Consider the following 24,629-nt stretch of genomic DNA (forward strand, 5'->3'; position numbering starts at 1 on the left):
GCCCGAGTTCGCCATCCAGGCGATGCACCAGGACCAGGTGGTCGAGCTGCCGCCGGGGGCCGAGGTCATCGCCGGCTCCGACTTCTGCCCCCTGGGCGCGCTCGCCTACGGCACGACGGCCCTGTCCTTCCAGGGCCACCCCGAGTTCTCGTCCGACTTCTCGGGCGAACTCATCCGCACCCGCAAGGGCACCCTCATCCCCGACGCCACCGCCGACGCCGCACTCGCGACGCTCTCCGGCGGCACCGACGCGGCGACGGTCGGGCGGTGGATCGTGGCGTTCTACAAGGCGGCGATGGCGGCGCGGCGGGCGAGGGAGGCGGCGTAGGGCGCTACGCCTGCGCGATCCGCGGCGGGAGGCCCGTCACGACCCTTATTCCTGGAACAGCTCGCTATGGGTGCCGGCGCGGACGAAGATGACCACTCCGCTCTTTCCGGTCGTATCGTCGCACTTGTAGATCAGGAGAAAGTCGCCGCCGATGTGCAATTCGCGATAGCCGTTCCACTCGCCCTTCGGCGCATGATCCGTACACTCCGGGCCGAGCGGGCCGTCGTTCCCCACCAGCAGCAACATCGCTGCCTTCGGGCGGTGCATGCCGTAGCGTCCGGAGCCCGACAGTCGATCCCAATCCTTCGAGAAGGCGCGCGTGTAGTCGCAGGCACGCGGCTGGTTCGCCCGTTTGGGCCGGTCAGCCATCCAGGTCGGCGACCAACGCCTCTCCGTCCGCGAAGCGGGTCCGGCGCTCGGCCAGCATCGCCTCGGCTTCGGCCATGGCGGCCCGGGTCGCCGCATTCGGCACCTTGAGCTCGAGCGGGAACGCCTGGTCTGTGACGATCCGATGGAACAGCAGACGGACGGCGTCCGCGGCCGTCAGCCCCATCGCCTCCAGCGCGGCGATGCCCTCGGCCTTCGCGACGGGCATTCTATCCGAACCGCCCGCCCTCAGCACTCCGCCCATTCGCGCAGCAGGTTGTGGTAGGTGCCGGTGAGGCGGACGACGGCGTCGTCGCCCTGGCCGCGCTCGGCGGCGAGGTCCTGGATCGTGGTGTCGAGCTCGAAGAGCAGGCGGCGGTGGGCGTCGCTGCGCACCATGCTCTGGATCCAGAAGAACGAGGCGACCCGGGCGCCGCGGGTCACCGGCGTCACATGGTGCAGGCTGGAGGCCGGGTAGAGCACGAGGTGGCCCGCCGGCAGCTTCACCGGATGCATGCCGTAGGTGTCCTCGACCGTCAGTTCGCCGCCGTCATATTCCTCCGGCTCGGCCAGGAAGAGGGTGGCCGAGAGGTCGCTGCGGATGCGGAAGTCGCTGCCGCGGAGCTGGCGGATGGCGTTGTCGACATGGGTCCGGAACTCCTCGCCGCCGGCATAGCGGTTGAAGAGCGGCGGGAAGACCTTGAGCGGCAGGGCGGCCGAGATGAAGGTCGGGCTGCGCCCGAGGGCGGCCATCACCGCCTCGCCGACCTGGCGGGCGGCGGGCGAGCCCTCGGCAAGCTGCTGGTTGCGCTTGGCCAGCGCCGACTGGCTGCCCGAGGTGGCATTGCCGTCGATCCATTCCGCCTGGTCGATCACCTGGCGGCAGCGGGCGACCTCGGCCTTCGACAGGATGGCGGGAATCTGCAGCAGCATCGGACGGCCCCGGATGGCGACGGTGCCGGGGCGGTAGCACGGCAGATATTACTAGTGCAACGCATTCGCATAGACTTCGCCAGCGCGCCGCACGGGCGGCGGCTGGAGGCGGGGTTCCTATCCGGCGGGGGCGAGTTCCGTCCGCGCCGCCGCCTCGGCGGCGATCCGCGGCCAGCGATAGAGCATCGGCACCAGTTCGCCTGCGGTCCAGGCCGGGTTCTGGTCGGCATAGTGCGGGCTTCCGGGATGGCCGGAGGCGCCGTGGAAGACGGACCAGCCGCAGGCGTCCCAGTCGCCGACGTCGAAGACGTAGCGCGCGACCGCGCCGTAGGCGGCGGCGAAGCCGGCCGAGCAGATCATGCCGGTCGCCAGGACGCAGTCGTTGTCGCCGCCGACCGGCAGCGACGGCGGGTCGAGCAGCGCCGCCCATTGCGGGAAGAGCGGCGACAGCGGGTGGACGAAGCGCGGCCGGTGCAGGTCGGCCCAGGCGCCGGCGGCGCCTTCGGCGACGACCTCGGCCAGCGCCGCGCCGAGCGCCGCGTCCCAGTCGAGGCCGCCGAGCAGGCCGGTGTCGCCGTTGCGCAGCAGGGTCGGCAGGGTCCACCAGAGCTGGTTGGCCGGCACGACCGGCGGCGGCACCTGGAGCAGCGGGTCGGCGGCCGCGGCCGCGAGGCCCGAGCGCTCCGCCAGCAGCAGCGTCAGCGCCCGGCGGACCCGGGCATAGGCGGCGGCCGCCGTCGAGCCGGCATCCATGCGGCCGTCCCAGCCGGCGATGCGGTCGCGGAGCGCGCGGGCCGCCGGGTCGGCGGGCGCGAGCCGGGCGATGCGGTCGCGGAGCAGGCGGGCATTGGGCGAGGCCGTGTCCATGTGGAGCGCCGCCATCTCGGCCGGCGACCAGCGCTCGGCCGCGGCCAGCCGCTCGGCGATGCGGGCGGCGCGGTAGGGCGGGTGGCAGTCGGTCGTGAGGTAGTCGGGATGGTCGTCGGCGACGACCCGGTTGTTGGCGGTGACGATGGCGCCCGCCGGCGGGTCGAAGACGCGCGGCATCTCCTCCCACGGGATCATGCCCTCCCACTCGTGCAGGCCGGTCCAGCCCGGCACCGGCAGCCAGCCGTTGACCCGGGGCCGCCGCGGCACCTTGGCGCGGACGAGATGGCCGATGCGGCCGGCGGTGTCGGCCGCCACGAGATTGTGGTCGATGAGACCCCATTCGCGGGTCGACCGGAACAGCTCGTCGACCGTGCCGGCGCGCAGCATCGGCAGCAGGCAATCGAGCGAGCGGTCGGTCTCCGCCACCTGGACGCTCCGCAGGGCGACGGCGGCGCCCGCGGCCGGGTCGCCGGCGACGACCGGTCCGTGGTGGGTCTCGACGACCTCGACCGCGACGGCGGCCGCGCCGCGGACGGCGATGCGCTCGGTCCGCCGCACGGTCGGGCGCCATTCGCCGCGGAAGAGATAGGCGCCGGCGTCGCCCGGCCGGAAGCGCTCGACGAAAAGGTCGTAGATGTCCATGAAGGCGTGGGTCACGCACCACGCCACCCGGCCGTTGTGGGCGAAATGCGGGAAGGCCGGCACGCCCGGTACCGTCAGCCCGACGGCGTCGAAATCCGGGCAGGCGAGGTGGCCCTGGGCGTACATCGAGGGGATCTCGAAGACGCGGTGCGGGTCGCCCGCCAGGATCGGCCGGCCGGTCGTCGCGCGCGCCGGCGCGAGCGCCCAGTTGTTGCTGCCGCCGCCGGTCGCGTCGGCGGCGCCCAGTGCCGCCATCGCCTCCAGCGCCGGCGCGAGGTCGGCCAGCGTCGCGACCCAGCGCTCGGCGGCGACTCCGGGCGGGATGCAGAGAAGGTCGCCGCCGCCGTCGTCGTAGCGCAGCTTGGCCACCTGCTCCGGCCCGATCGTCCGCAGGGCCGCGGCGCGCCAGAGCTTGAACCAGACCGAGCCCATCAGGAAGCCGCGCTGGCGCATGGTGGCGATGCTCTGCCACGGCTCCCACGGCTCGAACCCGGCCGCCAGCAGCTGGTACTCGACCGGCAGCGGGCCGCGTCCGGCAAAGGCGTTCACCCCCGCGGCATAGGCCGCCAGCATGTCGCGGGTCTCGGCCGAGGCGGCCGCGAGGTCGCGCCGGGAGGCGGCCTCGACCCCGGAACGGCGGGCGAGCGCGTCGGCGGCGACGGCGGACGGGCCCGCCCATTCGGCATAGCGCCCGACGGCGCGGCGGCGCGCGGCATCCATCTGCCACAGCCGGTCCTGGGCATGGGCGAAGCCCTGGCCGAAGAAGGCGTCGGCGGCGCTGGCGGCGCGGACGTGCGGGATGCCCCAGGCGTCGCGGAAAATCTCGACCGGCCGGGTAATTCCGTCGACAATGATGCGCCCGTCGAGCGGCGGCACCGCCGCCCGCAGCTTCGCCCGATCGACCGCCATCTTCGCCTCCCGACAACGCCTCTTGCGGGATATATCATATAGACGGTAGCGTCGTCGGCAACGAACCATGACGGCGGAGCAGCGGGTGGCGCGGGGACCGGCGAATTCCGAGGGACGGGTGGCCGTCCATGACCTGGTCAAGCGGTTCGGCCCGGTCGCGGCCGTCGACGGCGTGTCGCTGTCGGTGGCGCCGGGCGAGTTCGTGGCCCTGCTCGGGCCCTCGGGCTCGGGCAAGACCACCATCCTGATGGCGATCGCCGGGTTCGAGTACCCGACCTCCGGCCGGGTCGAGATCGGCGGCGAGGACGTCACCTGGGCGCCCGCCAACAAGCGCAACCTCGGCATGGTGTTCCAGCGCTACACGCTGTTCCCGCACATGACGGTGGCCGAGAACATCGCCTTTCCGCTGAAGATGCGCGGCGTCGCCAAGGCCGAGCGCGAGCGCCGGGCGCTCGCGGCGCTGGAGACGGTGCGCCTCGGCGGCTATGGCGGGCGCCGCACCAACCAGCTCTCGGGCGGCCAGCAGCAGCGCATCGCGCTCGCCCGCGCCATCGTCTACCAGCCACGGGTGCTGCTGATGGACGAGCCGCTGTCGGCGCTCGACAAGAACCTGCGCGAGGAGATGCAGCTCGAGATCAAGCATCTCCAGCAGCAGCTCGGCGTCACCGTCGTCTTCGTCACCCATGACCAGACCGAGGCGATGACCATGGCCGACCGGGTCGCGGTCCTCGACCACGGCCGGCTGCAGCAGGTGGGCGCCCCGCGCGAACTCTACGAGACGCCGGCGACGCCCTTCGTCGCCGGCTTCATCGGCGAGACCAACTTCCTCGCCGGCCGCGCCGTCGCCGCGGCGGCGCCGGGCGAGATCCGGGCCGTCGACCTCGACGGCGGCGGCCGGGTCGGCGCCGTCGCGGTCGACCGGCTGGCGGCCGGGACGGCCCTGCGCATCGCCGTCCGGCCCGAGCGCGTGCGGCTGGCACCGCCGGCGGGCGGCATGGCGGCGACCCTGGTCGAGGCGATCTATGCCGGGGTCGCGACGACGCTGATCGCCGACCTCGGGTCCGAGCGGCGGGTGCGCGCCCGCCTCGCGGCCGGGGTCGACGAGCGGCAGTGGGCGGCCGGCGAGGCGGTCGACCTCGCGTGGCGGCCCGAGGACGCGCGCGCCTTCGCCGCGGACCGCGCCGGATGAGCGCCCGCCGCCCGCCGGCCTTCTTCCTCGGCGGCCGCCACCTCAGCGAGGCGGCGAGCCTGGCGCTGCTGGTGCCGTTCGTGATCCTGCTCGTCGTCGTCTTCCTGCTGCCGCTCGGCACGCTCCTGCACGAGAGCCTGCTGGTGCCGCGGCCGACGACGGCCCATTACGAGCGCGTCTTCGGCGAGCCGGTCTATCTGCGGGTGATGTGGCGGACGCTGCGCATCGCCTTCTACGTCACCATCGTCGCGCTGCTGCTGGGCTATCCGCTGGCCTACGTCATGTCGCGCTCGCGCGGGCTGAAGCTCGGCCTGATGGCGGCGGCGGTGCTGCTGCCGCTGTGGACCAGCGTGCTGGTGCGCACCTATGCCTGGATGGTCCTGCTGCAGCGCAACGGCCTCGTCAACGAGGGGCTGACGGGGCTCGGCATCGTCGATGCGCCGATCCGGCTCCTCTACACCGAGGGCGCGGTCGTGCTGGCGATGAGCCATGTGCTGCTGCCCTTCATGGTGCTGCCGGTGTTCTCGGCGCTGAAGGGCATCCCCGACGACTATCCGCGCGCGGCCCTGATGCTGGGCGCGTCCAACTGGTCGACCTTCCGCGAGGTGATCTGGCCGCTGTCGCTGCCCGGGGTGGTCAGCGGCTGCCTGATGGTGTTTCTCCTGGCGCTCGGCTTCTTCATCACGCCCGCCCTGATCGGCGGACCGCAGCAGATGATGATCGCGACCCTCGTCTCGCAGCAGGTGCGGGAGATGCTGAACTGGCCCTTCGCCGGCGCCCTCGTCGGCGTGCTGCTCGCCTTCGTCCTGGCGCTGACGCTCGCGTTCAACCGCTTCATCCGGCTGGAGCGCTTCGTGGGGACGCGGTCGTGAGCGGCGGCCGTCCCCCGCGGCCGGGCGGCGTCGGCCGGCTTCTCCTCAACGCGGTCGCCTACGCGGTGATCGTCTTCCTGCTGCTGCCGACGGTCCTGGTCGCGCCGATGTCGGTGTCGCCGGAGAAGTACCTGCAGTTCCCGCCGTCGGGCTTCTCGCTGCGCTGGTACGGCGAGTATTTCGCCGACCGGGAATGGGTCGAGGCGACGCTGTTCAGCGCCGAGGCCGGCATCATCGCCGCGATCGGCGCCACGGTGGTCGGCACCATGGCGGCGCTGGCGCTGGTGCGCGGGCGGGTCCGCGGCCGGGCGATCGTCGAGCTCCTCATCATCGGTCCGGTGGTGGTGCCGCACATCGCGCTCGCGGTCGCCATGTTCCTCGTCTACGAGCAGCTCCGCCTCACCGGCACGCTGCTCGGCTTCGCCATGGCGCACATCGTGCTGGCGCTGCCGTTCGCAATCTTCACCATCCTGGCGGCGCTCTACCGCTTCGACGCCGACCTCGAGATGGCGGCGCTGTCCTGCGGCGCCAGCCGCATCGCCACCTTCCGCCACGTCACCCTGCCGATGATCGCCCCGGGCGTCGCGTCGGCGGCGCTCTTCGCCTTCATCATCTCCTTCGACGAGGCGGTGGTGTCGTTCTTCATCTCCGACCTCGACCGCAAGACGCTGCCGCGCAAGATGTTCGAGGACATCGACTTCGACGTCTCGCCGGTGCTGGCGGCGGTCGCCACCATGCTGAGCCTGCTGACCATCCTGGTCCTGGTGCTCGGCCACGCCTTCAAGCAGATGGCGGAGCGCCGGGCGGCGCCCGCACGGGAGGGGAACACGCCATGAAGTCCATCCTCGCACTCGCCGCCGGCCTCGTCCTCGCCGCCGCCCCGGCGATCGCCCAGAAGAAGGAAGTCGTCATCGCCGCCACCGGCGGCACCATGGAGCGGGCCCTCGTCGAGCATTTCTACAAGCCCTTCGAGGAGGCGACGGGCACGCCGGTGAACAAGGTGACGACCGAGCTGCCGGCGCAGTGGGCACGGGTCCAGGCGAACGCCCGCACCGGCCGCCAGCAGTTCGACATCGTCACCGCGACCTTCCCGGACCTGATCCAGCACCGGGACCAGCTCGTCCGCATCGACTGCGAGAAGCTGCCGAACATGAAGCGCGCCGCCCCCGGCGCCTGCATGGAATACGGCGTCATGCGCTCGATCGGCGCCATGGTCATGGTGTGGAACACCGACATGGTGAAGGGCAAGGCGCCGGAGAGCTGGAAGGACTTCTACGACGTCCGGAACTTCCCCGGGCCGCGCGGCCTGCCGGACACCGGCGACCGCGAATATTGGGTGCCGGTGACGGCGCTGCTCGCCGATGGGGTGGAGAAGGACAAGCTCTTCCCGCTCGACCTCGACCGCGCCTACCGCAAGCTCGACCAGATCAAGCCGCACGTCGCCGTGTGGTGGAAGAGCGGCGACCACGTGCAGCAGATCCTGCGCTCGGGCGAGGTCGCCATGACCATGAGCTACAGCGGCCGCGCGCTCATCATGTCGCGCGAGCGGCCGAACATCCAGATGACCTTCAACCAGAGCATCCGCGACGTCGGCATCTGGGCGGTCATCAAGGGCGGCCCGAACACCGACGGTGCGATGGCCTTCCTCGACTTCTTCATGGGCGGGCCGGAGCGGCACGTGAAGTTCGCCGACCAGCTCAACACCGCGACCGCCAACCTCGATGCGCTCGACCTGCTGCCGGAGGCCGAGAAGCGGCGGCGCGCCAACCATCCCGACAACTGGTCGCGGCAGGTGATGCCCGACTTCGAGTGGATCGGCGCCAACCGCGACCGGCTGCGCGAGCGCTGGGTCTCCTGGCTGACGCGCTGAGGCGACGGTGACGGGCGCGGGCGGGGTACGGCCGGTGGCGGACAATTTCGCGCCGCTCGAGCGCGAGAGCCTGACGGCGCGCGTCTATGGCGAGCTCCGCACCGCCCTCATGGAGGGCCGCTTCTGGCCCGGCCACCGCTTCAAGATCCGGGCGCTCGCCGCCGCCATGGGCGTGTCGGAGACGCCGGTCCGCGAGGCGCTGATGCAGCTCGTCCGCGAGCGCGGGCTGGAGATGCATGCCGGCCGCTCGATCACCGTCGCCCGGCTGACGCTGGCGCAGTACCTGGAGCTGCGCACCATCCGCCTGATGCTGGAGGGGCTGGCGGCGGAGACGGCGGCGATGCGGATCACCGACGACGGCATCGCCGCACTCGCCCGGGTCCATTCCGATCTCATCGCGGCCGAGCGGGAGGGGCGCTGGCGCGACGCCATCCGCGCCAACTGGCGCTTCCACCACACGCTCTACCAAGCGGCCGGCATGCCGGAACTGCTGGCGCTGCTGGAGGGAATCTGGCTGCGCAACGGGCCGCTCCTGAACTACCTCTATCCGCACGCCATGCCGACCTATCCCGGCCGCCACCAGCATCTCGAGGTGCTGGATGCGCTCGCCCGCCGCGACGCCGCCAGCGTCCGCGAGGCGATCCGCGCCGACACGATCGAGGGCGGGGTCCGGCTGGTGCGTCTGATGGAGGACATGGAGGCCGGCCGGATCGCCCTCATCGAGGCGTCCGAGCCGCCGCCGGCCGCGGCCGGCAAGGGCACGACCGCTTGAACGAGGAGGAGGGTCAGATGGGGATCTCGAGACGCGCGCTCCTGGCCGGTGCCGTGGCGCTGTCGGCGCTGGCGGCCCCGGCCGCCGCCCAGAAGGGCGAGGTGGTGATCGCCACCACCGGCGGCCTGATGGAAAAGAGCCTGCAGGAGCACTTCTACAAGCGCTTCGAGGCGGAAACCGGCATCCGTGTCCGCTCGGTGCCGATCGAACTGCCCGATCAGTGGGCGCGCGCGGTCGCCGGCGCCCGCAGCGGCAACGTGCCGTTCGACATCGTCACGGCGACGCCGCCCGACCTCGTGCAGCGCAAGGACATCCTGGCGACGCTCGACTGCACGAAGATCGAGGCGAACGCGCTGCCCAATTCCTGCTTCCCGAACGGCCTGATGCGCACGGCCGGCGGCATGACGCTGGTGTGGAGCAGCAAGGCCTTCCCCGGCGACAAGGCGCCGAAGAGCTGGGCCGACTTCTTCGACGTCAGGAATTTCCCGGGCCCGCGCGCGCTGCCCGACACCGGCGACCGCGAATGGTGGGTCCCGACCATGGCGTTGATCGCCGACGGGGTGCCGGTCGACAAGCTGTTCCCGCTCGACGTCGACCGCGCCTACCGGAAGCTCGACACCATCAAGCCCCACGTCGCGGCCTGGTGGAAGAGCGGCGACAACATCATGCAGATCATGCGCGGCGGCGACGCGGTCATGACCATGGCCTATTCCAGCCGCTCGGTGCCGCTCGCCAAGTCGGGCGAGTTCGACTTCACCTGGAACGGCGCCATCCGCGACGTCGGCAACTGGGCGGTGCTGAAGAACGGCCCGAACACCCAGAACGCCATGGCGTTCCTGGAGTTCTTCGTGAAGGGCGCGGCCGAGCACGTTCCCTTCAGCGCCAAGGTCAGCTTCGACAGCAACAATCGCGAGGCGGCGGGCATGATCCCGGAGGCGGAGCGCAAGTTCCGTCCGTCCTGGCCGGAGAACTGGTCGAAGCTGGTGATCGCCGACTACGAGTGGATTGCCGCCAACCGCGACCGGCTGCGCGAGCGCTGGACCACCTGGGTCACGAAGTGAGGGGAGCGCCTGCCCGATGCTGGTGAACGATCCGGCCGCCGCCCACTTCGAGATCGATCCCGAGCGGACCGATCTCGTCGAGGAATTCCGGCGCAACCCGAAGGGGCCGCACAGCGATACGCTGCGCAAGGTCCTGCACCGGATGCGCTGGTCGGGGGAGGGCGGCCGGTTCGTCCTCGTCGCCATCGATCCCGGCCGCCGCTGGGTGCTCGGGCGCCTGCCCGGGCGCCGCGGCCAGCCGGTCGAACTGTTCCGCAACCAGACCTTCGACAATCCGGCGGATGCCGAGTGGCACGTCTTCAAGGCGCGCTGGCAGGCGATCACCGGCCGCGCGATCGCGGACGACGCGGGTGGGACCGAAGGCATGGGCGAGAATCGAGCCTGACATGGTCGATACCAACTCCGTACTCGGCTACGCGACGCCGCTCGTCGCCTCGCCCGGCGAGCGCGTGTCCTTCCATCTCTCCAGCCGCACCATGTCCGAATGCGAGGTTGCGGTCGTGCGCGTGCGCTGCGGCGACCCCGACCCGGCCGGCCCGGGCCTGCGCCTGCATCCGATGCGTTCCGACGTCGACGGCATCCGCCGGCTGCGCTTCCAGCCGCTCCGGCCCGGTTCCTTCGCGCTCATCCCCGACCGCCTGCCGATGCCGCTGCTCGGCAGCTTCGGCTTCGGCTGCTTCCTGTGGCCGACCTGGCCGTCCAAGGGGGAGAGCGAGCCGGGGGCGGTCCAGACCGTGGCCGCCCGCGTCGGCGCGGACGGGTCCGGCTGGCGCCTGGAGATCGGACCCGACGGCTACCTGCGCCTCTCGCTGCGGCGGGTCGACGGCTACGCCGCCACCGCCGTCGCGCTGAAGCCGCTGCGCGAGCGCGAGTGGGTCTTCGTCGCCGCCCGCTACGACGAGGGCGGCGCCATGGTCCTCGACCAGGTGAGCCTCGATCCCCAGGGCGGGCGCGACGCGACCTGCTCGGTCGCGGTCTCGGCGCCGGGGGATGCGAACTGGCGGGCGACCGGGCCGCTGACGCTGGGGGCGCGGTGCGCCGGCCAGGAGGGCGGTCGCCCGCTGACGACCGACCATTTCAACGGCAAGATCGACCGGCCGAGGCTGGTCTCGGCCGCCCTCGGCGTCGGCGAGTTGCGGGCGCTCTGCGAGGCGGTCGACCCGAAGCCGAACGCGCCCGGCCTGATCGGCGCCTGGGACTTCTCCGCCGGCATCGGCACCGATCGCGTCCGCGACCGCTCGGCCAACCGCCTCGACGGCCGCCTCTACAACCTGCCGGCGCGCGGCGTCACCGGCGCCAACTGGGACGGCAGCAGCCATTCCTGGCAGGCGCGGCCCGACCATTACGGCGCCGTCCATTTCCACGACGACGACATGGCCGATGCCGGCTGGGAGCCGGACTTCGCGCTCGATCTCCCCGCCGACTGGCCGAGCGGCTTCTATGCGCTGCGCATGACCGGCACCGGGCCCGAGGGCGCCCCGGTCGAGAGTCATGTCGGGTTCTTCGTCCGGGCGCCGCTCGGGCGGGCCAAGGCGCCGGTCGCCTTCGTCGCCTCGACGGCGACCTTCCTCGCCTATGCCAACAGCGCGCTCCGCCTCGACCAGATCCACGCGGAATCGATGCTGGAGGGGCTGATCCAGCTCTCGCTCGACGACTGCTACATCGCCGAGCATCGCGAACTCGGACTGTCGACCTACGACACCCATTCCGACGGCAGCGGCTGGATCTATTCGACGGCGCTCCGGCCGATCCTGAACATGCGGCCGCGCGCCAACACCTTCAACTACGTCAACGACACCCACGTCCTCGACTGGCTGGAGGAGAAGGGGTTCGCCTACGACGTCATCACCGACGAGGACATCCACCGCCACGGCACGGCAGTCCTGGCGCAGTACCGCTGCGTCATCACCGGCTCGCACCCGGAATACTACTCGCGGGAGATGTGGGACGCGTTCGACGCCTACCAGAGCGCGGGCGGGCGGCACATGTATCTCGGCGGCAACGGCTTCTACTGGCGCATCGCCTGGAGCCCGGAGATGCCGTCCGCGATCGAGGTCCGGCGCGACGTCAGCGGCGTCCGCACCTGGGAGGGCGAGCCGGGCGAGGCGCACCATTCCTTCACCGGCGAGTTCGCCGGGCTGTGGCGCCAGAACGGCCGGCCGCCGCAGCGCCTCGTCGGCGTCGGCTTCGACGCCCAGGTCTTCGACCGTTCGGCCTGGTACCGCCGCCTGCCGGCGAGCCACGATCCGCGGGCGGCCTTCATCTTCGAGGGCATCGGTGCGGACGAGCGGATCGGCGATTTCGGGCTGCGCAACGGCGGTGCCGCCGGGCTCGAGATCGACCGCGCCGAGCCGACCTTGGGCTCGCCGCCCAGCCTGCTGCGGGTGGCGACCGCCGACCGCATCGGCTATGGCGGCCTGCCCTCGCCCGAGGAGTTCCGCACCGCCCACCGCGGTCTCGACGGCGAGCAGAACGCCAATGTCCGCGCCGACATGGTGTTCTTCCCGACGGCCGGCGGCGGCGGCGTCTTCGCCACCGGCTCGATCGCCTGGGCCTGCGCGCTCTCCTGCCGCGGCTACGACAACAACGTCTCGCGCATCACCGAGAACGTGCTGCGCCGCTTCCTCGACCCCGCGCCGTTCGCGGGCTTCTAGCGCCGCCTGGAGAGAGTGCCATGCCGAGCCTGCCCAACTCCGTCGATTCCGCGCTGCGCCAGCGGGCCGCCCGTGTCGTGCCGGGCGGGATGTGGGGGCACCTCAATGCCGCCCGGCTGCCGGAGGGCTATCCGCAGTTCTTCGCGCGCGGCGACGGCTGCCGGCTGTGGGACGTCGACGGCAACGAGTATGTCGACCTGATGTGCAGCTGGGGGCCGATCGTGCTCGGCCACCGCCACCCGCGTGTCGAGGAGGCGGTCCGCCGTCAGGCGGCCGAGGGCAGCTGCATGAACGGTCCGGGTGCGGTCATGGTGGAACTGGCCGAGAAGCTGGTGGCGACCGTCGCCCATGCCGACTGGGCGATGTTCCAGAAGAACGGCGGCGATGCCACCACGACGGCCGTCACCATCGCCCGCGCCGGCACCGGCCGCCGGAAGATCCTGGCCGCCCGCGGCTCCTATCACGGCTCCATGCCCTGGTGCTCGCCGTCGCTGGTCGGCGTCACGGCGGAGGACCGGGCGCACATCCTGCACTTCGAGTACAACGACGTCGCCAGCCTCGAGGCGGCGGTCGAGCAGGCGAAGGGCGATCTCGCCGGGATCATCGTCGCCGCGTTCCGCCACGACCTCGCCCGCGACCAGGAACTGCCGACGCCCGCCTTCGCCCGGCGCGTGCGCGAACTCTGCGACGCCGCCGACGCCGCCCTCGTTCTCGACGACGTGCGCGCCGGCTTCCGGCTGCACCCGGCCGGAAGCTGGGAGCCGCTCGGCGTCCGTCCGGACCTCGCCTGCTGGAGCAAGGCGATCGCCAACGGCCACCCGCTCGCCGCGGTCACCGGCAACGACCGCTTCCGGGCGGCGGCCGCCTCGGTCTTCGTCACCGGTTCCTTCTGGTGCGAGGCGTCGGCCATGGCGGCCGCGCTCGCCACCCTCCGGGCGATGGAGGAGGAGGGGGCGATCGCCCGCATGACGGCGATGGGCCAGCGGCTGCGCGACGGGCTGGCGGCGCTGGCGGCCGCGAACGGCGTCGCCATCCGCCAGACCGGCCCGGTGCAGATGCCGATGGTGCTGTTCGAGGACGATCCCGACTTCGCCCGCGGCGAACGCTTCTGCGCGGCCGCGCTCCGCGCCGGCGCCTACTTCCACCCGCGCCACAACATGTTCCTGTCGGCGGCCCATCGCGAGGCCGACATCGACCGCGCCCTGGCGGCGGCGGCCGCCGGATTCGCGGCCGTCGCGGCAGCCGGTTGACGCGTCCCGGACCACTCCGCCATCATTCGACCATGACGGTGCGTCCGTACCTCGCGATCCGACGCCGCCGCCTCCGGGCGGCGGCGTCGGCGTCGTGCGCGCGCCGATCTGCGAGGCGGAAGCGACCGGACTAGGTCCACTTCCACTCCCTCCGCCAGCCCGGACCCGCCGATCCCTCGGCGGGTTTTTTGTTGCCCGCAGCCAGGAGAGCCCGCCATGAGCCAGACCGGTCCGGCCGCAGCTTCCATCCGGCCCGCCACCGCGGCCGACGCCGCCACGATCCGCGACCTGACCCGCGCCGCCTATGCCAGGTGGGTGCCGCTGATCGGCCGCGAACCGATGCCGATGACGGCGGACTACGAGCGGGCGGTGCGCGAGCACCGGATCGACCTGCTGCTGGTCGACGGGCGGCCGGTGGCGCTGGTCGAGATGATCGACGAGGGCGACCATCTGTTGATCGAGAACGTCGCGGTCGATCCGGCGATGCAGGGCCGGGGATATGGCCGCCGCCTGCTCGACCACGCCGAAACGGTGGCATCCGCGCTCGGACACCGCGAGATGCGGCTCTACACCAACAAGGCGTTCGCCGCGAACGTCCGCCTCTACCAGCGCCACGGCTACGTCGTCGACCGCGAGGAGCCCTTCATGGAAGGCTTCACCGTCTACATGAGCAAGGCCCTGCCAGTGAACGCGGAGTGACCATGGCTTTCGCCATCAAGGCGCCGATCGCCGATCCGGGCGCGGAGGTGTTCGAGTTCCCCGCCCACAGGACGATGTACGGCGGCAAGAGGATCGCCGCGGGCGACCGCCTGTTCCTGTTCGCCAGCGAGCGCGCAGGCGGCCGCGGCCTCTTCGCCCGCGGCATCGTCACCGGCGCCGAGCCCCTGCCGAGGACGCCCGGCGTCGCGCGCCAGACGCCGCGCGTCCATCTCCGGGTCCGGCGCACGGCGCTTGCCGTCCGGCCGCTCGGCCGAGCCGAGCTGCCGCGGCGGAGCGACTGGAGCGACGGGTCGCCCGCCGCCGAGATCGACTTCAAGTTCTACCGGCAGGGAACCGACAAGATCGTCGGCCTTTCCGATGCGGCGGCGGCGTTCCTCGACGGGTTCTTCCGGTGAACGTCCGACGTCTGACCTAGTCGAGGGGCGGGACGGTGCGCAGCCAGGCGACCAGCGCCGCGACGTCGGCGGGGCGGAGGCCGGCATACCAGGCGAAGCCCATCGGCGGCTGCAGCCGGCGCCCGTCGCGGCCGATGCCGCGGGTGATGGCGCGGGCGATCTCGGCGTCGGTCCATGCGCCGAGGCCGGCCGTCGGGTGGCGGGTGACGTTGGGGGCGACCGACCCCGGCCAGTCGGCGGGAAAGCCGTGGACGAGGGCGGCGTCGAAACGGCGGCCGCCGCGACCCAGGCCGTGCGCGTAGTCGACGCGACCGGCCACCATCGGCGAGTGGCACTCCATGCAGTGACCGATGGTGGCGAGGTAGCGGCCGCGCGTCACCGGATCGGCCATGTCGGCGGCAGCATAGGGACGTTCCGCGTCCGGATAGGCGGCGTGCTGGGCCGGCCGCCGGTAGACGGGGTCGGGAACCCGGTTGCGGATCGGCGGCACCGACCGCAGGTAGGCGATCACGGCATCGAGGTCTTCCGGCAGCATGGCGCGGTAGAAGCCGGCCGGCATCACCGGCGCGAGCGGCACGCCGGCCAGCCGCGCATGGTCGGGGCGTATGCCCTCCACCAGGGCGCGCCGGATATCCTGGTCGCTCCAGCCGCCGATGCCGGTGTCGCGGTCGGGCGTGATGTTGGGGGCGGTGGCGGCGAACGTGGGCGTGTCGAAGGCGTGCCCGCCCGACAGGTTGCGGTCGCGCAGCGGCTGCCCGGCGGGGTCCTTGGGCGTGTGGCAATTGCCGCAGGCGAGGATCGTCTCGACGAGATAGGCGCCGCGCTCGACCGCCGTCTCCGCCGCGGCCGGCAGCGCCGCCAGGGCAACGAACAGCAGCTGGACGGCAGCCCGCAGCATGACCGTCAGGCCAGGATCTCGGCCAGCCGCTCGGGCGGGCGGCACAGCCGCACGCCGCGCCCGGTGACGACGATCGGTCGCTCGATGAGGGCCGGGTTGGCGGCGAGCGCGTCGAGGATGGCGTCGCCGTCCTTCGCCGGATCGTCGAGACCGAGTTCGCGCCACAGTCCGCCCTTGGTGCGCATCGCCTGGCGCGGCGTCACGCCGGCGCGCGCGAGCAGGTCGGCCAACGTCGCGCGGTCGGGCGGGGTCTTCAGGTACTCGACGATCCGGGGCTCGTGGCCGGCGGCGCGGATCGCCGCCAGGACCTTGCGCGAGGTGCTGCAGGCGGGGTTGTGGTAGATGGTGACGGCCGGCTTCGCCATGGCGGTCGGTCCTCCTCTCAGAACGCGATCTCGGCCGGCGCCTGCGGCACAAGCGCCCAGGATTCCGGGTCGTGGCCGAAGACGATGCGGGCGCCGCCGCGCTCCAGCGCCGCCAGCCGCTCGAGCGAGGCGTGCATCTTCTCGCGGTCGTAGACGCGCGCCGGCAGGCGGCGCTCGCGGAGCGTCCGGCAGAAATAGCAGGCGTCGCCGGCGAGCACGACCTCGCCGCCGTCGAGCCGCACCCGCAGCGACTGGTGGCCGGGCGTGTGCCCCGGCGTCGGAATGCAGACGACGCGGCCGTCGCCGAAGACGTCGTGCTCGCCGTCGACCCGCCGCACCGGATGGCCGAGCTTGAGGTCGTCGCCGTCGAGACCCCATTGCGGCCCGCGCTCGGGATCGGTGCCGACCGCCCACTCGTCCTGCTGGACGATGAGTTCGGCGTTGGGGATCAGCCCGTTGCCGCCGGAATGGTCGAAATGCAGGTGGGAGGTGACGACGCGCTCGATCCGGGCCGGGTCGCGGCCGATCTGCTCCAGCCGGGCGCTCACCTCCTCGCCGGGGACGTAGTCGTAGCCGAACCGGGCCGCCTTGGCGGCGCCGAGCCGAGCCGCGGGGTCGGACTGGAGCAGCGGGTGCATCCCGGTGTCGTAGAGGACGTTGCCCTTCGGATGCTCGACGAGGAAGGTCGGGACCGGCACCAGCTTCCGGCCGGCCTCGCCCTCCATCATCGCCGCCATGTCGACCTCGAGGCGGCCGCAGGTGAGGGCGAAGAGACGCACGGTCATGGCGCAGGCTCCGTTCGGATCGGCGGACCTGGCAAGCATGACATGGCCTCCGCGGCGCCGTCGACGGTCCCGCGGCCGGCGTCGAACTCGCCCAGGAGCCGGCCGCCGACGAGCCGGTGCGCGGCGCGCGACGCCGGGTCCTCCGGGTCGAGGTCGAGGCGGGGCATGGCGCCTCGGGGGAGGTCCCGGCGGACCGCAATTCGTCGCGGCGAGGGGTACCCGCCCCACCGGTTTCCGGTTCATATGTCGGCCATGTCGATTCGCCCCGCCACGGCGCCGGAAGGCCGCGCCCGCACCGCGCTCCGTACCGTCTTCGGGTTCGACGGGTTCCGGCCGGGGCAGGAGGCGGTGGTCGAGGCGGTGCTGGCGGGACGCGACGTGCTCGCGGTGATGCCGACCGGGAGCGGCAAGTCGCTCTGCTACCAGCTTCCGGCGCTGCTGCGCGACGGGCCGGTGGTCGTCGTCTCGCCGCTGATCGCGCTGATGCGCGACCAGGTGCGGCAGCTTCGCGACTATGGCGTCGCCGCCGGCAGCCTCAACTCCGCCAACGACCCGGACGAGAACCGGCGCGTCCGCCAGGGCCTGCGCGACGGCACGCTCCGCCTGCTCTACGCCGCGCCCGAACGCCTGGTGCGCGAGGACACGATCCAGATGCTGCGCGACTGCCGGCCGTCGCTGCTCGCCATCGACGAGGCGCACTGCGTCTCGCAATGGGGCCACGACTTCCGGCCCGAATACCTGGCGCTCGGGCAGGTGCGGGCGGCGCTCGACGGCGTGCAGACGATCGCGCTCACCGCCACCGCCGACGCCGCGACCCGGGCCGACATCGTCGAGCGGCTGTTCGACGGCGATCCCGAAATCTTCGTCCAGGGCTTCGACCGGCCCAACCTCTTCCTCGCCATGAGCCCGAAGGGCAGCGCCCGCAACCAGATCGCCGCCTTCGTCGGCCAGCGCGCCGGGCAGAACGGCATCGTCTACTGCGCCTCCCGCCAGAAGACCGAGGACCTCGCGGAGTATCTGCGCGGGCAGGGTCACCGGGCGCTCGCCTATCACGCCGGCATGGACAAGGAGGCGCGCGACCGCGTCCAGGACGTCTTTCAGGCGGAGGACGGGGTGATCGTCGTCGCCACGGTCGCCTTCGGCATGGGGATCGACAAGCCGGACGTGCGCTACGTCGCCCATGCCGACCTGCCGAAGTCGGTCGAAGCCTACTACCAGGAAATCGGGCGCGCCGGCCGCGACGGGTTGCCGGCCGACACGCTGACGCTCTACGGCCTCGACGACATGCGCCTCCGGCGCGTGCAGATCGAGGAAAGCGACGCCTCGGAGGCGCAGAAGCGGGTCGAGCGCCAGCGCTTCAACGCGCTGGTCGCGCTCTGCGAGGCGCCGCGCTGCCGCCGCCAGACGCTGCTCGCCTATTTCGCGGAAACGACCGAGCCCTGCGGCAACTGCGACCTCTGCCGGGAGGGCGTCGAGACGTTCGACGGCACCGTCGAGGCGCAGAAGGCGATGTCGGCCATCCTGCGCACCGGCGAGCGCTTCGGCACCGAGCATCTGGTGCAGATCCTGGTCGGTGCCGACACCGAGGCGATCCGCCGCTTCGGCCACGACCGCCTGCCGACCTTCGGCGTCGGCAAGGAGCGCGACGCCAATGGCTGGCGGTCGATCTTCCGCCAGATCTATGCCGCCGGGCTGATCCAGATCGACATCGTGCAGCACGGCCGCTGGCTGGTGACCGACCGCGGCCGCCGGGTGCTGCGCGGCGAGGAGCGGATCGAAATCCGGCGCGACGTCCTGGCTCCGGGCGGCCGCGCGCGCGCGAAGTCGCCGCCGGCGACGCTTGCCCAACCCGAGGACCAGTCGCTGCTGGCGGCGCTCAAGGCGCTGCGCGCCGAACTCGCGCGCGCCCAGGCGGTGCCGGCCTATGTCGTCTTCGCCGACCGGACGCTCATCGACATGGCCCAGCGCCGCCCCACCTCGCTCGACGCCATGCGGCTGGTGCATGGCGTCGGCGAGGCCAAGCTCGCCCGCTACGGGGAGCGCTTCCTGGAGGTGGTGGCGCGGTTTCGCTGAACGGCGCGGCGGCCCCGCCGGCGATCAGTGGACGCGGGTGAGGCCGGCATCGATGCCGGCTTCCTGGATGCGGCGGGCCTCGATCCGGACCGAAGGGATCCACAGGTCGGCATCGGCGGCCGCGCGCGCGAAACGGCCGAGATGGACGAGGCCGCTGCGCACGGCGGCGGGCGGCATCCAGCGGGCGAGGACGCGCGTCGCGCCGAGCGGACGGTGCCGCTGGAGATGGCCGACGGCGAGCAGGAAGGTCGCCTCGTCGGCGCCGAGACGGGGGCAGCGGGCGCAGCGCACGTCGAGCGTCGCCGAGGCGGTCGCCAGGAGCGTGGCCATGAAGGCTTCGAAGGCGGCGGCCGCGTCGACGTCGAGGTCGGCCAGCGCGAAGCCGTCCCGCCAGTCGGGATGGCGCTCGTCCGGCCGGCGATGCGGCGCGGCCCAGAGGCGCAAGGCCGAGAGCGGGAACAGTTCGCCCGGCGTCAGGTCTGCGACCGGCGCGTCGGTCTCGTAACCCGCCGGGCGCCGACGCGTCGGATCGACGACGTCGCCGCCGATTGGGGGGATGCGATCCAAAGCTCCTCCTTGCGACCAATTGCCGCGATGCTGCACGGCAACATTGATAGTGCAAATCATTCGCAGAAAAAAGGCCGAAGCGAGGTCATTTAGTGACGCACCCGAATCCGACCCCACGAGAAGGCCGGCCTGCCCGATGAGCAACCTGCGCGAGGAGCGCGTGTTGTCCGTCCATCACTGGACCGACACGCTGTTCAGCTTCACCACGACCCGCGACCCGGCGTTCCGCTTCCAGAGCGGGCAGTTCACGATGATCGGCCTGCCGGTCGACGGCAAGCCGCTGCTGCGCGCCTACAGCATGGCGAGCGCGAACTACGACGAGACGCTGGAATTCTTCTCGATCAAGGTGCCCGACGGGCCGCTGACCTCCCGGCTCCAGCACCTCCAGGTCGGGCAGACGATCCTGGTCGGCCGCAAGCCGGTCGGCACGCTGCTGCTCGACAACCTGCTGCCGGGCAAGATCCTCTACCTGCTCGGCACCGGCACCGGTCTCGCCCCCTTCCTCAGCCTGATCCGCGATCCCGAGACCTACGAGCGCTTCGAGAAGGTCGTGCTCACCCACACCTGCCGCGTCACCGCCGAGCTCGCCTATCGCGACCTCATCACCAGGGAACTGCCGGAGAACGAGCTGATCGGCGACATGGTCCGCGAGAAGCTCGTCTACTACCCGACGGTGACGCGCGAGCCCTTCCACACCCAGGGCCGGATCACCGACCTGATCGCCGAAGGGCGCATCTTCCGCGATCTCGGCCTCGATCCGCTCGATCCGGCGAAGGACCGGCTGATGCTCTGCGGCAGCCCGTCGATGCTGCGCGACGCCCGCGCGATGCTGGAGGCGCGCGGCTTCGAGGAGGGCAGCCAGGCCAAGCCCGGCCACTACGTGATCGAAAAGGCGTTCGTCGAGCAGTAGGTCGCGGCCGGCACGGCGGCGAGGATCGCCTTCGGACGTCGTCTGAGCGTTGCGCCGCGCCTGTGGTTGAGACAGTCTGCGGCCCCGTTTCCCGACCAGCCGGAGCCCGTTCCGCCATGAAGACCCGTGCCGCCGTCGCCTTCGAGGCCAAGAAGCCGCTGGAGATCGTCGAGGTCGAGCTGCAGGGCCCGCAGGCGGGCGAAGTGCTGGTCGAGGTCAAGGCGACCGGCATCTGCCACACCGACTACTACACGCTGTCGGGCGCCGACTCCGAGGGGCTGTTCCCCTCGATCCTCGGCCACGAGGGGGCGGGAATCGTGCTCGAGGTCGGGGCGGGGGTGACCAGCCTGAAGCCGGGCGACCACGTCATCCCGCTCTACACGCCCGAGTGCCGCGAGTGCGAATACTGCCTCTCGCGCAAGACCAACCTGTGCCAGAAGATCCGCCTCACCCAGGGCCGCGGCGTCATGCCCGACGGGACGAGCCGCTTTCGCCTCGGCGGCAAGCCGCTCTACCACTACATGGGCACCTCGACCTTCTCGAACCACATCGTGGTGCCCGAGATCGCCCTCGCCAGGATCCGGTCCGACGCGCCCTTCGACAAGGTCTGCTACATCGGCTGCGGCGTGACGACCGGCATCGGCGCCGTCATCTGGACGGCCAAGGTCGAGCCCGGCGCCCGGGTCGTCGTCTTCGGGCTGGGCGGCATCGGCCTCAACGTCATCCAGGGCGCGCGCATGGTGGGCGCGGCCCAGATCGTCGGCGTCGACCTCAACCCGGCCAAGGCCGAGCTCGCCCGCAAGTTCGGCATGACCGACTTCGTCAACCCGAAGGATATCCAGGGCGACATCGTCGGCCACCTCGTCGAGTTGACCGGCGGCGGCGCCGACTACAGCTTCGACTGCACCGGCAACGTCAAGGTGATGCGGCAGGCGCTCGAATGCGCCCACAAGGGCTGGGGCCAGAGCATCATCATCGGCGTCGCCGCAGCGGGCGAGGAGATCATGACCCGGCCGTTCCAGCTCGTCACCGGCCGCGTCTGGAAGGGTACGGCCTTCGGCGGCGCCCGCGGCCGCACCGACGTGCCCAGGATCGTCGACTGGTACATGGACGGCCGCATCAACATCGACGACCTCATCACCCACAAGCTGCCGCTCGAGCGCATCAACGAGGGCTTCGACCTGATGCACGAGGGCAAGTCGATCCGCAGCGTGGTGGAGTTCTGATGCGGGTCGCGCTGCGCAGCCGCCACCGCGCCTTCGGTGGCTGGCTGCAGTACCACTCGCACCCCTCGGCGGCGATCGGCGGCGAGATGCGGTTCGCGGTCTACCTGCCGCCGGCCGCCGAACGCGGGCCGGTGCCGGCGCTCTTCTATCTCGCCGGCCTGACCTGCACCGAGGAAACCTTCGTCATCAAGGCGGGTGCCCTTGGCCGGGCGGCCGAAGCCGGGATCGCGCTCGTCGCGCCCGACACCTCGCCGCGCGACCGCCGCTTCCCGGGCGACGAGGCGGCGTGGGACTTCGGGCAGGGGGCCGGCTTCTACCTCGATGCGACCGAGGCGCCGTGGCGCGACGCCTACCGCATGTATTCCTACGTCGCGCGCGAACTGCCGGACCTCGTCGCAGCGGAGTTCCCGGTCGATGCCGGCCGGATCGGCGTCTTCGGCCATTCCATGGGCGGCCACGGCGCGCTCGTGATCGGGCTGCGCAACCCCGACCGCTTCCGCTCCGTCTCGGCCTTCGCGCCGATCGCCGCACCCATGCGTTGCCCGTGGGGCGAGAAGGCCTTCTCGAACTATCTCGGGACCGATCGCGCCCGCTGGGCCGCCTACGACGCGACCGAACTGGTCAGGTCGGGTGCGCGCACCGGGCCGATCCTGATCGACCAGGGCCTCGACGACCAGTTCCTCGCCAATCAGCTCCACCCGGATCTCTTCGAGGCCGCCTGCCGTGCGGGCGGCCAGCCGCTGGAACTGCGCCGACACCCCGGCTACGACCACGGCTACTTCTTCATCCAGACCTTCGTCGCCGATCACATCGACCATCACGCCCGCTTGCTGGCGGGGTGACGAACGGCACCGGGACCTGCCGACCCGACCGGCGTCGCGTCCTTCGCCTGCTCGTTCCCGCCGGGCGACAGATCAGCCGGCCAGCAGGATCCGTTCGGCGGCATCGGCGAAGACCTGGCAGCCGAGCACGATGTCGGCCTCGGCCGTGTCCTCGCTGTAGTGGTGGCTGACGCCGCCGATCGAGGGGATGAACATCATCCCGGCCGGCAGCCTGTGGGCGATGATCTGGGCGTCGTGGCCGGCACCGGACGGCATCCGCATCCACCCGCCCGGCAGGTGGCGCTCCGCCGTCTCGGCGAGCGCCGCCTGGAAACGGTCGTCCATCATCGTCGGCGCGGTGTCGGACGTGCGCTCCAGTTCGACGGGGCAGGGGCCGGCGGCATTCATCTCGGCCGCCAGCGCGTGGACGGCCGCCTCGAAGCGGTCGAGAACGGCGGTGTCGGCGTCCCGGAACTGGAGGACCATCTCGGCGCGGCCCGGGATGATCGACGGCGCCCCGGGATCGAGCGTGATCTTGCCCACCGTCCACACCGTCCGCGGGCCCGTGAGTTCGGCGAAGCGCTCGTAGATGCGGTTGCAGAAGCGCACCAGCGCCACCCCGGCATCGCGGCGGATCGGCATGGGCGTGGTTCCGGCGTGGTTCTGCTTGCCGGTGAAGGCGACCCGATAGGCGCGGATGCCGACGATCGAGGTGACGACGCCGATCCGCAGCCCCTCGGATTCGAGGACGCCGCCCTGCTCGATATGGGCCTCGAGATAGCCGACATGGCGACCGGGCTCGATCGTCAGCCGAGGCCGCCCCGCAAGCCCGCAGCGCGCCAGCGCCGCGGGCAGGCTGGCGCCGTCGTCGCGTCCCCGGGCGCCGGCGATCTCGGCCTCGTCCAGTTCGCCGACGAAGGAGCGGCTGCCGAGGAAGCTGAGGAAATTGCCTTCCTCGTCCGCCCAGGAGGCGACGTCGATGCCGACGCCCGCCAGCCGCGGGTCGTCGCGGAACGCGCGGGCCAGCTCGACGCCGTACATCACGCCCATGACCCCGTCGAGCCAGCCCCCCCGGGGCTGGGTGTCGGTGTGCGAGCCGACGAGCAGGCGCGGGCCGGCGCCCGGGCGGCGGCCGACGACGTTGCCGACGCCGTCGATCGTCGGCTCCAGTCCGGCGTCCTGCATCCGCTCGGCCAGCCACTGCCGCGAGGCGATGTCCGGCTCGGACAGCATCGGGCGGTGGACGCCCGTCTTGTAGCGGCCGAATTCGGCCATCCGCTTGAGGTCGGCGATCAGCCGGCCGCCGTCGATCCTCGGCATCCTGCGGGTCCCTCCTAGGGCGTCACCGGTTCGGAGAGGAACGGCAGCGCCCAGAAGTCCTTGTTCAGCAGCTTCCGGGCCAGTTCGTCGGCGATGCCGGCGATCAGCCGCGCGCCCTTCTCCGGCGTGGCCGCCTCGGGATTGCCCATGACACCCGAGGACGACATGGCGCCGAGCGTCCGCCACTTGTACATGCCGCCGCCGACCAGGTCCGAGACCTCGGGCGTGACGTTGGACTTGGCGAGCGGGATGCGCTCGCGCGCCACGAGCTCGGGGCGGAGCGCCATCATCATCGAGGTCTCGGCCTCGCAGGCGTGGCGTAGGCCCTTCTGCGTCTCCAGGATGGCCGCGATCGGCTCGGCGGCGGCGTACCAGTAGGTGAACTGGACGATCGGCACCTGGAACTCGGGCGTCAGCATGTCGGCCGCGACCCGCATCGCATTGTCGTTGCCGCCGTGGCCGTTGAGCAGGACGATGCGGCGGAAGCCGTGGCGGACGACCGACTTCACGATGCAGCGGAGCACGGCGAGGAAGGTCTGGTCGTCGAGCGTGATGGTGCCGCCGAAGCTCATGTGATGCTCGGAGAGGCCGGTCCAGAGCATCGGCAGGACGAGGATCGGCTCGCCCTTGGCCGCGACCCGCCGCGCCGCTTCCAGCGCCACGGTCTCGCCGAGCATCGAGTCGACTTCGACCGGCAGGTGGGGGCCGTGCTGCTCGAGCGAGCCGACCGGCAGGATCACGATCGCATCCTCGGCGGCACGCCGGCGCAACTCGTCGGCGCGCAGCTTGCGCCATTCGACTTCCAGGGTCATCGGGAAGGGATCTCCTCGGAT

The 24,629-nt window shown here is 71.8% G+C and carries 25 protein-coding genes and 1 pseudogene; 16 read left to right on the forward strand and 10 right to left on the reverse strand.

Annotated features, from left to right (window positions below; genetic code table 11):
- Positions 1-328, forward strand: a pseudogene (locus ACE3Q3_RS04135) (type 1 glutamine amidotransferase); the annotation flags it as partial.
- A 45-nt stretch (positions 329-373) separates the two neighbouring features.
- Here the strand turns inward: ACE3Q3_RS04135 and ACE3Q3_RS04140 are convergent.
- From ACE3Q3_RS04140 to ACE3Q3_RS04155, 4 genes are all read right to left on the reverse strand, one after another.
- Entirely contained in the window at positions 374-697 is a 324-nt protein-coding gene (locus ACE3Q3_RS04140; protein ID WP_374442224.1) for a type II toxin-antitoxin system YafQ family toxin, read from the reverse strand.
- Positions 690-950 (reverse strand): type II toxin-antitoxin system RelB/DinJ family antitoxin, encoded by a 261-nt coding sequence (locus ACE3Q3_RS04145; RefSeq protein ID WP_374442233.1) that lies wholly within the window; start codon positions 948-950, stop codon positions 690-692. The genes ACE3Q3_RS04140 and ACE3Q3_RS04145 overlap by 8 nt, the downstream gene beginning before the upstream one ends.
- Positions 944-1,627, reverse strand: coding sequence for a Fe2+-dependent dioxygenase (locus tag ACE3Q3_RS04150; RefSeq protein WP_374442236.1), 684 nt, complete (start codon positions 1,625-1,627; stop codon positions 944-946). Before ACE3Q3_RS04150 ends, ACE3Q3_RS04145 begins: the two co-directional genes overlap by 7 nt.
- 117 nt (positions 1,628-1,744) lie before the next feature.
- Positions 1,745-4,048 (reverse strand): penicillin acylase family protein, encoded by a 2,304-nt coding sequence (locus ACE3Q3_RS04155; RefSeq protein ID WP_374442239.1) that lies wholly within the window; start codon positions 4,046-4,048, stop codon positions 1,745-1,747.
- A gap of 118 nt (positions 4,049-4,166) precedes the next feature.
- Here ACE3Q3_RS04155 and ACE3Q3_RS04160 point away from each other — a divergent pair, with 118 nt between their 5' ends.
- From ACE3Q3_RS04160 to ACE3Q3_RS04210, 11 genes are all read left to right on the forward strand, one after another.
- A complete protein-coding gene (locus ACE3Q3_RS04160; protein ID WP_374442244.1) occupies positions 4,167-5,237 on the forward strand; it encodes an ABC transporter ATP-binding protein in 1,071 nt (356 codons plus the stop codon).
- Positions 5,234-6,109: an ABC transporter permease gene (locus ACE3Q3_RS04165; protein ID WP_374442250.1), complete on the forward strand. Its 876-nt coding sequence runs from the start codon at positions 5,234-5,236 to the stop codon at positions 6,107-6,109. The genes ACE3Q3_RS04160 and ACE3Q3_RS04165 overlap by 4 nt, the downstream gene beginning before the upstream one ends.
- Positions 6,106-6,945 carry an ABC transporter permease gene (locus ACE3Q3_RS04170; RefSeq protein WP_374442256.1) on the forward strand — a complete coding sequence of 280 codons (840 nt, stop codon included), beginning with the start codon at positions 6,106-6,108 and terminating at the stop codon, positions 6,943-6,945. Before ACE3Q3_RS04165 ends, ACE3Q3_RS04170 begins: the two co-directional genes overlap by 4 nt.
- Entirely contained in the window at positions 6,942-7,979 is a 1,038-nt protein-coding gene (locus ACE3Q3_RS04175; RefSeq protein WP_374442262.1) for an extracellular solute-binding protein, read from the forward strand. The genes ACE3Q3_RS04170 and ACE3Q3_RS04175 overlap by 4 nt, the downstream gene beginning before the upstream one ends.
- Positions 7,980-8,013: 34 nt before the next feature.
- On the forward strand, positions 8,014-8,751 hold the full coding sequence (locus ACE3Q3_RS04180) for a GntR family transcriptional regulator (RefSeq protein ID WP_374442270.1): 738 nt from the start codon (positions 8,014-8,016) through the stop codon (positions 8,749-8,751).
- Positions 8,752-8,768: 17 nt separating this feature from the next.
- A complete protein-coding gene (locus ACE3Q3_RS04185) occupies positions 8,769-9,812 on the forward strand; it encodes an extracellular solute-binding protein (RefSeq protein WP_374442273.1) in 1,044 nt (347 codons plus the stop codon).
- Positions 9,813-9,828: 16 nt separating this feature from the next.
- Positions 9,829-10,197 carry a hypothetical protein gene (locus tag ACE3Q3_RS04190; protein ID WP_374442294.1) on the forward strand — a complete coding sequence of 123 codons (369 nt, stop codon included), beginning with the start codon at positions 9,829-9,831 and terminating at the stop codon, positions 10,195-10,197.
- A gap of 1 nt (position 10,198) precedes the next feature.
- The gene (locus ACE3Q3_RS04195; protein WP_374442296.1) at positions 10,199-12,466 is read left to right on the forward strand and encodes a N,N-dimethylformamidase beta subunit family domain-containing protein; all 2,268 of its coding nucleotides are present in this window, start codon (positions 10,199-10,201) and stop codon (positions 12,464-12,466) included.
- Between the two features lie 20 nt (positions 12,467-12,486).
- Positions 12,487-13,716, forward strand: coding sequence for an aminotransferase class III-fold pyridoxal phosphate-dependent enzyme (locus tag ACE3Q3_RS04200; protein ID WP_374442315.1), 1,230 nt, complete (start codon positions 12,487-12,489; stop codon positions 13,714-13,716).
- A 216-nt stretch (positions 13,717-13,932) separates the two neighbouring features.
- Entirely contained in the window at positions 13,933-14,415 is a 483-nt protein-coding gene (locus ACE3Q3_RS04205) for a GNAT family N-acetyltransferase (protein WP_374442323.1), read from the forward strand.
- A gap of 2 nt (positions 14,416-14,417) precedes the next feature.
- Positions 14,418-14,831 carry a hypothetical protein gene (locus ACE3Q3_RS04210; RefSeq protein ID WP_374442328.1) on the forward strand — a complete coding sequence of 138 codons (414 nt, stop codon included), beginning with the start codon at positions 14,418-14,420 and terminating at the stop codon, positions 14,829-14,831.
- 16 nt (positions 14,832-14,847) lie between these two features.
- Here ACE3Q3_RS04210 and ACE3Q3_RS04215 read toward each other — a convergent pair whose 3' ends face one another.
- The 3 genes from ACE3Q3_RS04215 to ACE3Q3_RS04225 are packed head-to-tail and all read right to left on the reverse strand — an operon-like array spanning position 14,848 to position 16,879.
- Positions 14,848-15,729 carry a c-type cytochrome gene (locus tag ACE3Q3_RS04215; RefSeq protein ID WP_374442331.1) on the reverse strand — a complete coding sequence of 294 codons (882 nt, stop codon included), beginning with the start codon at positions 15,727-15,729 and terminating at the stop codon, positions 14,848-14,850.
- Positions 15,730-15,734: 5 nt separating this feature from the next.
- On the reverse strand, positions 15,735-16,094 hold the full coding sequence (arsC, locus tag ACE3Q3_RS04220) for an arsenate reductase (glutaredoxin) (RefSeq protein ID WP_374442334.1): 360 nt from the start codon (positions 16,092-16,094) through the stop codon (positions 15,735-15,737).
- A gap of 17 nt (positions 16,095-16,111) precedes the next feature.
- Positions 16,112-16,879: an N-acyl homoserine lactonase family protein gene (locus ACE3Q3_RS04225; RefSeq protein ID WP_374442338.1), complete on the reverse strand. Its 768-nt coding sequence runs from the start codon at positions 16,877-16,879 to the stop codon at positions 16,112-16,114.
- A 252-nt stretch (positions 16,880-17,131) separates the two neighbouring features.
- Here ACE3Q3_RS04225 and recQ point away from each other — a divergent pair, with 252 nt between their 5' ends.
- The gene (gene recQ, locus ACE3Q3_RS04230; RefSeq protein ID WP_374442342.1) at positions 17,132-18,952 is read left to right on the forward strand and encodes a DNA helicase RecQ; all 1,821 of its coding nucleotides are present in this window, start codon (positions 17,132-17,134) and stop codon (positions 18,950-18,952) included.
- Positions 18,953-18,976: 24 nt separating this feature from the next.
- Here recQ and ACE3Q3_RS04235 read toward each other — a convergent pair whose 3' ends face one another.
- Positions 18,977-19,519: a hypothetical protein gene (locus ACE3Q3_RS04235; protein WP_374442344.1), complete on the reverse strand. Its 543-nt coding sequence runs from the start codon at positions 19,517-19,519 to the stop codon at positions 18,977-18,979.
- Positions 19,520-19,655: 136 nt separating this feature from the next.
- Between ACE3Q3_RS04235 and ACE3Q3_RS04240 the strand changes: the two genes are divergently transcribed.
- From ACE3Q3_RS04240 to fghA, 3 genes are all read left to right on the forward strand, one after another.
- Positions 19,656-20,429 carry a ferredoxin--NADP reductase gene (locus tag ACE3Q3_RS04240; protein WP_374442347.1) on the forward strand — a complete coding sequence of 258 codons (774 nt, stop codon included), beginning with the start codon at positions 19,656-19,658 and terminating at the stop codon, positions 20,427-20,429.
- Positions 20,430-20,545: 116 nt separating this feature from the next.
- A complete protein-coding gene (locus tag ACE3Q3_RS04245; RefSeq protein ID WP_374442350.1) occupies positions 20,546-21,655 on the forward strand; it encodes an S-(hydroxymethyl)glutathione dehydrogenase/class III alcohol dehydrogenase in 1,110 nt (369 codons plus the stop codon).
- Entirely contained in the window at positions 21,655-22,497 is an 843-nt protein-coding gene (gene fghA / locus ACE3Q3_RS04250) for an S-formylglutathione hydrolase (protein ID WP_374442353.1), read from the forward strand. Before ACE3Q3_RS04245 ends, fghA begins: the two co-directional genes overlap by 1 nt.
- Positions 22,498-22,569: 72 nt before the next feature.
- Here fghA and ACE3Q3_RS04255 read toward each other — a convergent pair whose 3' ends face one another.
- Together ACE3Q3_RS04255 and ACE3Q3_RS04260 are read right to left on the reverse strand one after the other, a co-directional pair.
- Complete coding sequence (locus ACE3Q3_RS04255) at positions 22,570-23,796, reverse strand: Zn-dependent hydrolase (RefSeq protein ID WP_374442356.1); 1,227 nt, start codon at positions 23,794-23,796, stop codon at positions 22,570-22,572.
- Positions 23,797-23,810: 14 nt separating this feature from the next.
- A complete protein-coding gene (locus tag ACE3Q3_RS04260; protein WP_374442359.1) occupies positions 23,811-24,608 on the reverse strand; it encodes a creatininase family protein in 798 nt (265 codons plus the stop codon).
- Between the last annotated feature and the right edge of the window lie 21 nt (positions 24,609-24,629).

Origin of the sequence: Allostella sp., from assembly GCF_041913585.1 — a bacterium.
Lineage (GTDB): Bacteria > Pseudomonadota > Alphaproteobacteria > ATCC43930 > Allostellaceae > Allostella.

What these genes read in the sequence shown, in the direction of transcription:
- ACE3Q3_RS04140 (WP_374442224.1), bottom strand. Translation starts at nt 697, where the DNA reads ATGGCTGACCGGCCCAAACGGGCGAACCAGCCGCGTGCCTGCGACTAC.
- ACE3Q3_RS04150 (WP_374442236.1), bottom strand. Translation starts at nt 1,627, where the DNA reads ATGCTGCTGCAGATTCCCGCCATCCTGTCGAAGGCCGAGGTCGCCCGC.
- ACE3Q3_RS04155 (WP_374442239.1), bottom strand. Translation starts at nt 4,048, where the DNA reads ATGGCGGTCGATCGGGCGAAGCTGCGGGCGGCGGTGCCGCCGCTCGAC.
- ACE3Q3_RS04165 (WP_374442250.1), top strand. Translation starts at nt 5,234, where the DNA reads ATGAGCGCCCGCCGCCCGCCGGCCTTCTTCCTCGGCGGCCGCCACCTC.
- ACE3Q3_RS04175 (WP_374442262.1), top strand. Translation starts at nt 6,942, where the DNA reads ATGAAGTCCATCCTCGCACTCGCCGCCGGCCTCGTCCTCGCCGCCGCC.
- ACE3Q3_RS04185 (WP_374442273.1), top strand. Translation starts at nt 8,769, where the DNA reads ATGGGGATCTCGAGACGCGCGCTCCTGGCCGGTGCCGTGGCGCTGTCG.
- ACE3Q3_RS04190 (WP_374442294.1), top strand. Translation starts at nt 9,829, where the DNA reads ATGCTGGTGAACGATCCGGCCGCCGCCCACTTCGAGATCGATCCCGAG.
- ACE3Q3_RS04195 (WP_374442296.1), top strand. Translation starts at nt 10,199, where the DNA reads ATGGTCGATACCAACTCCGTACTCGGCTACGCGACGCCGCTCGTCGCC.
- ACE3Q3_RS04200 (WP_374442315.1), top strand. Translation starts at nt 12,487, where the DNA reads ATGCCGAGCCTGCCCAACTCCGTCGATTCCGCGCTGCGCCAGCGGGCC.
- ACE3Q3_RS04205 (WP_374442323.1), top strand. Translation starts at nt 13,933, where the DNA reads ATGAGCCAGACCGGTCCGGCCGCAGCTTCCATCCGGCCCGCCACCGCG.
- ACE3Q3_RS04210 (WP_374442328.1), top strand. Translation starts at nt 14,418, where the DNA reads ATGGCTTTCGCCATCAAGGCGCCGATCGCCGATCCGGGCGCGGAGGTG.
- ACE3Q3_RS04215 (WP_374442331.1), bottom strand. Translation starts at nt 15,729, where the DNA reads ATGCTGCGGGCTGCCGTCCAGCTGCTGTTCGTTGCCCTGGCGGCGCTG.
- arsC (WP_374442334.1), bottom strand. Translation starts at nt 16,094, where the DNA reads ATGGCGAAGCCGGCCGTCACCATCTACCACAACCCCGCCTGCAGCACC.
- ACE3Q3_RS04225 (WP_374442338.1), bottom strand. Translation starts at nt 16,879, where the DNA reads ATGACCGTGCGTCTCTTCGCCCTCACCTGCGGCCGCCTCGAGGTCGAC.
- recQ (WP_374442342.1), top strand. Translation starts at nt 17,132, where the DNA reads ATGTCGATTCGCCCCGCCACGGCGCCGGAAGGCCGCGCCCGCACCGCG.
- ACE3Q3_RS04240 (WP_374442347.1), top strand. Translation starts at nt 19,656, where the DNA reads ATGAGCAACCTGCGCGAGGAGCGCGTGTTGTCCGTCCATCACTGGACC.
- ACE3Q3_RS04245 (WP_374442350.1), top strand. Translation starts at nt 20,546, where the DNA reads ATGAAGACCCGTGCCGCCGTCGCCTTCGAGGCCAAGAAGCCGCTGGAG.
- fghA (WP_374442353.1), top strand. Translation starts at nt 21,655, where the DNA reads ATGCGGGTCGCGCTGCGCAGCCGCCACCGCGCCTTCGGTGGCTGGCTG.
- ACE3Q3_RS04255 (WP_374442356.1), bottom strand. Translation starts at nt 23,796, where the DNA reads ATGCCGAGGATCGACGGCGGCCGGCTGATCGCCGACCTCAAGCGGATG.
- ACE3Q3_RS04260 (WP_374442359.1), bottom strand. Translation starts at nt 24,608, where the DNA reads ATGACCCTGGAAGTCGAATGGCGCAAGCTGCGCGCCGACGAGTTGCGC.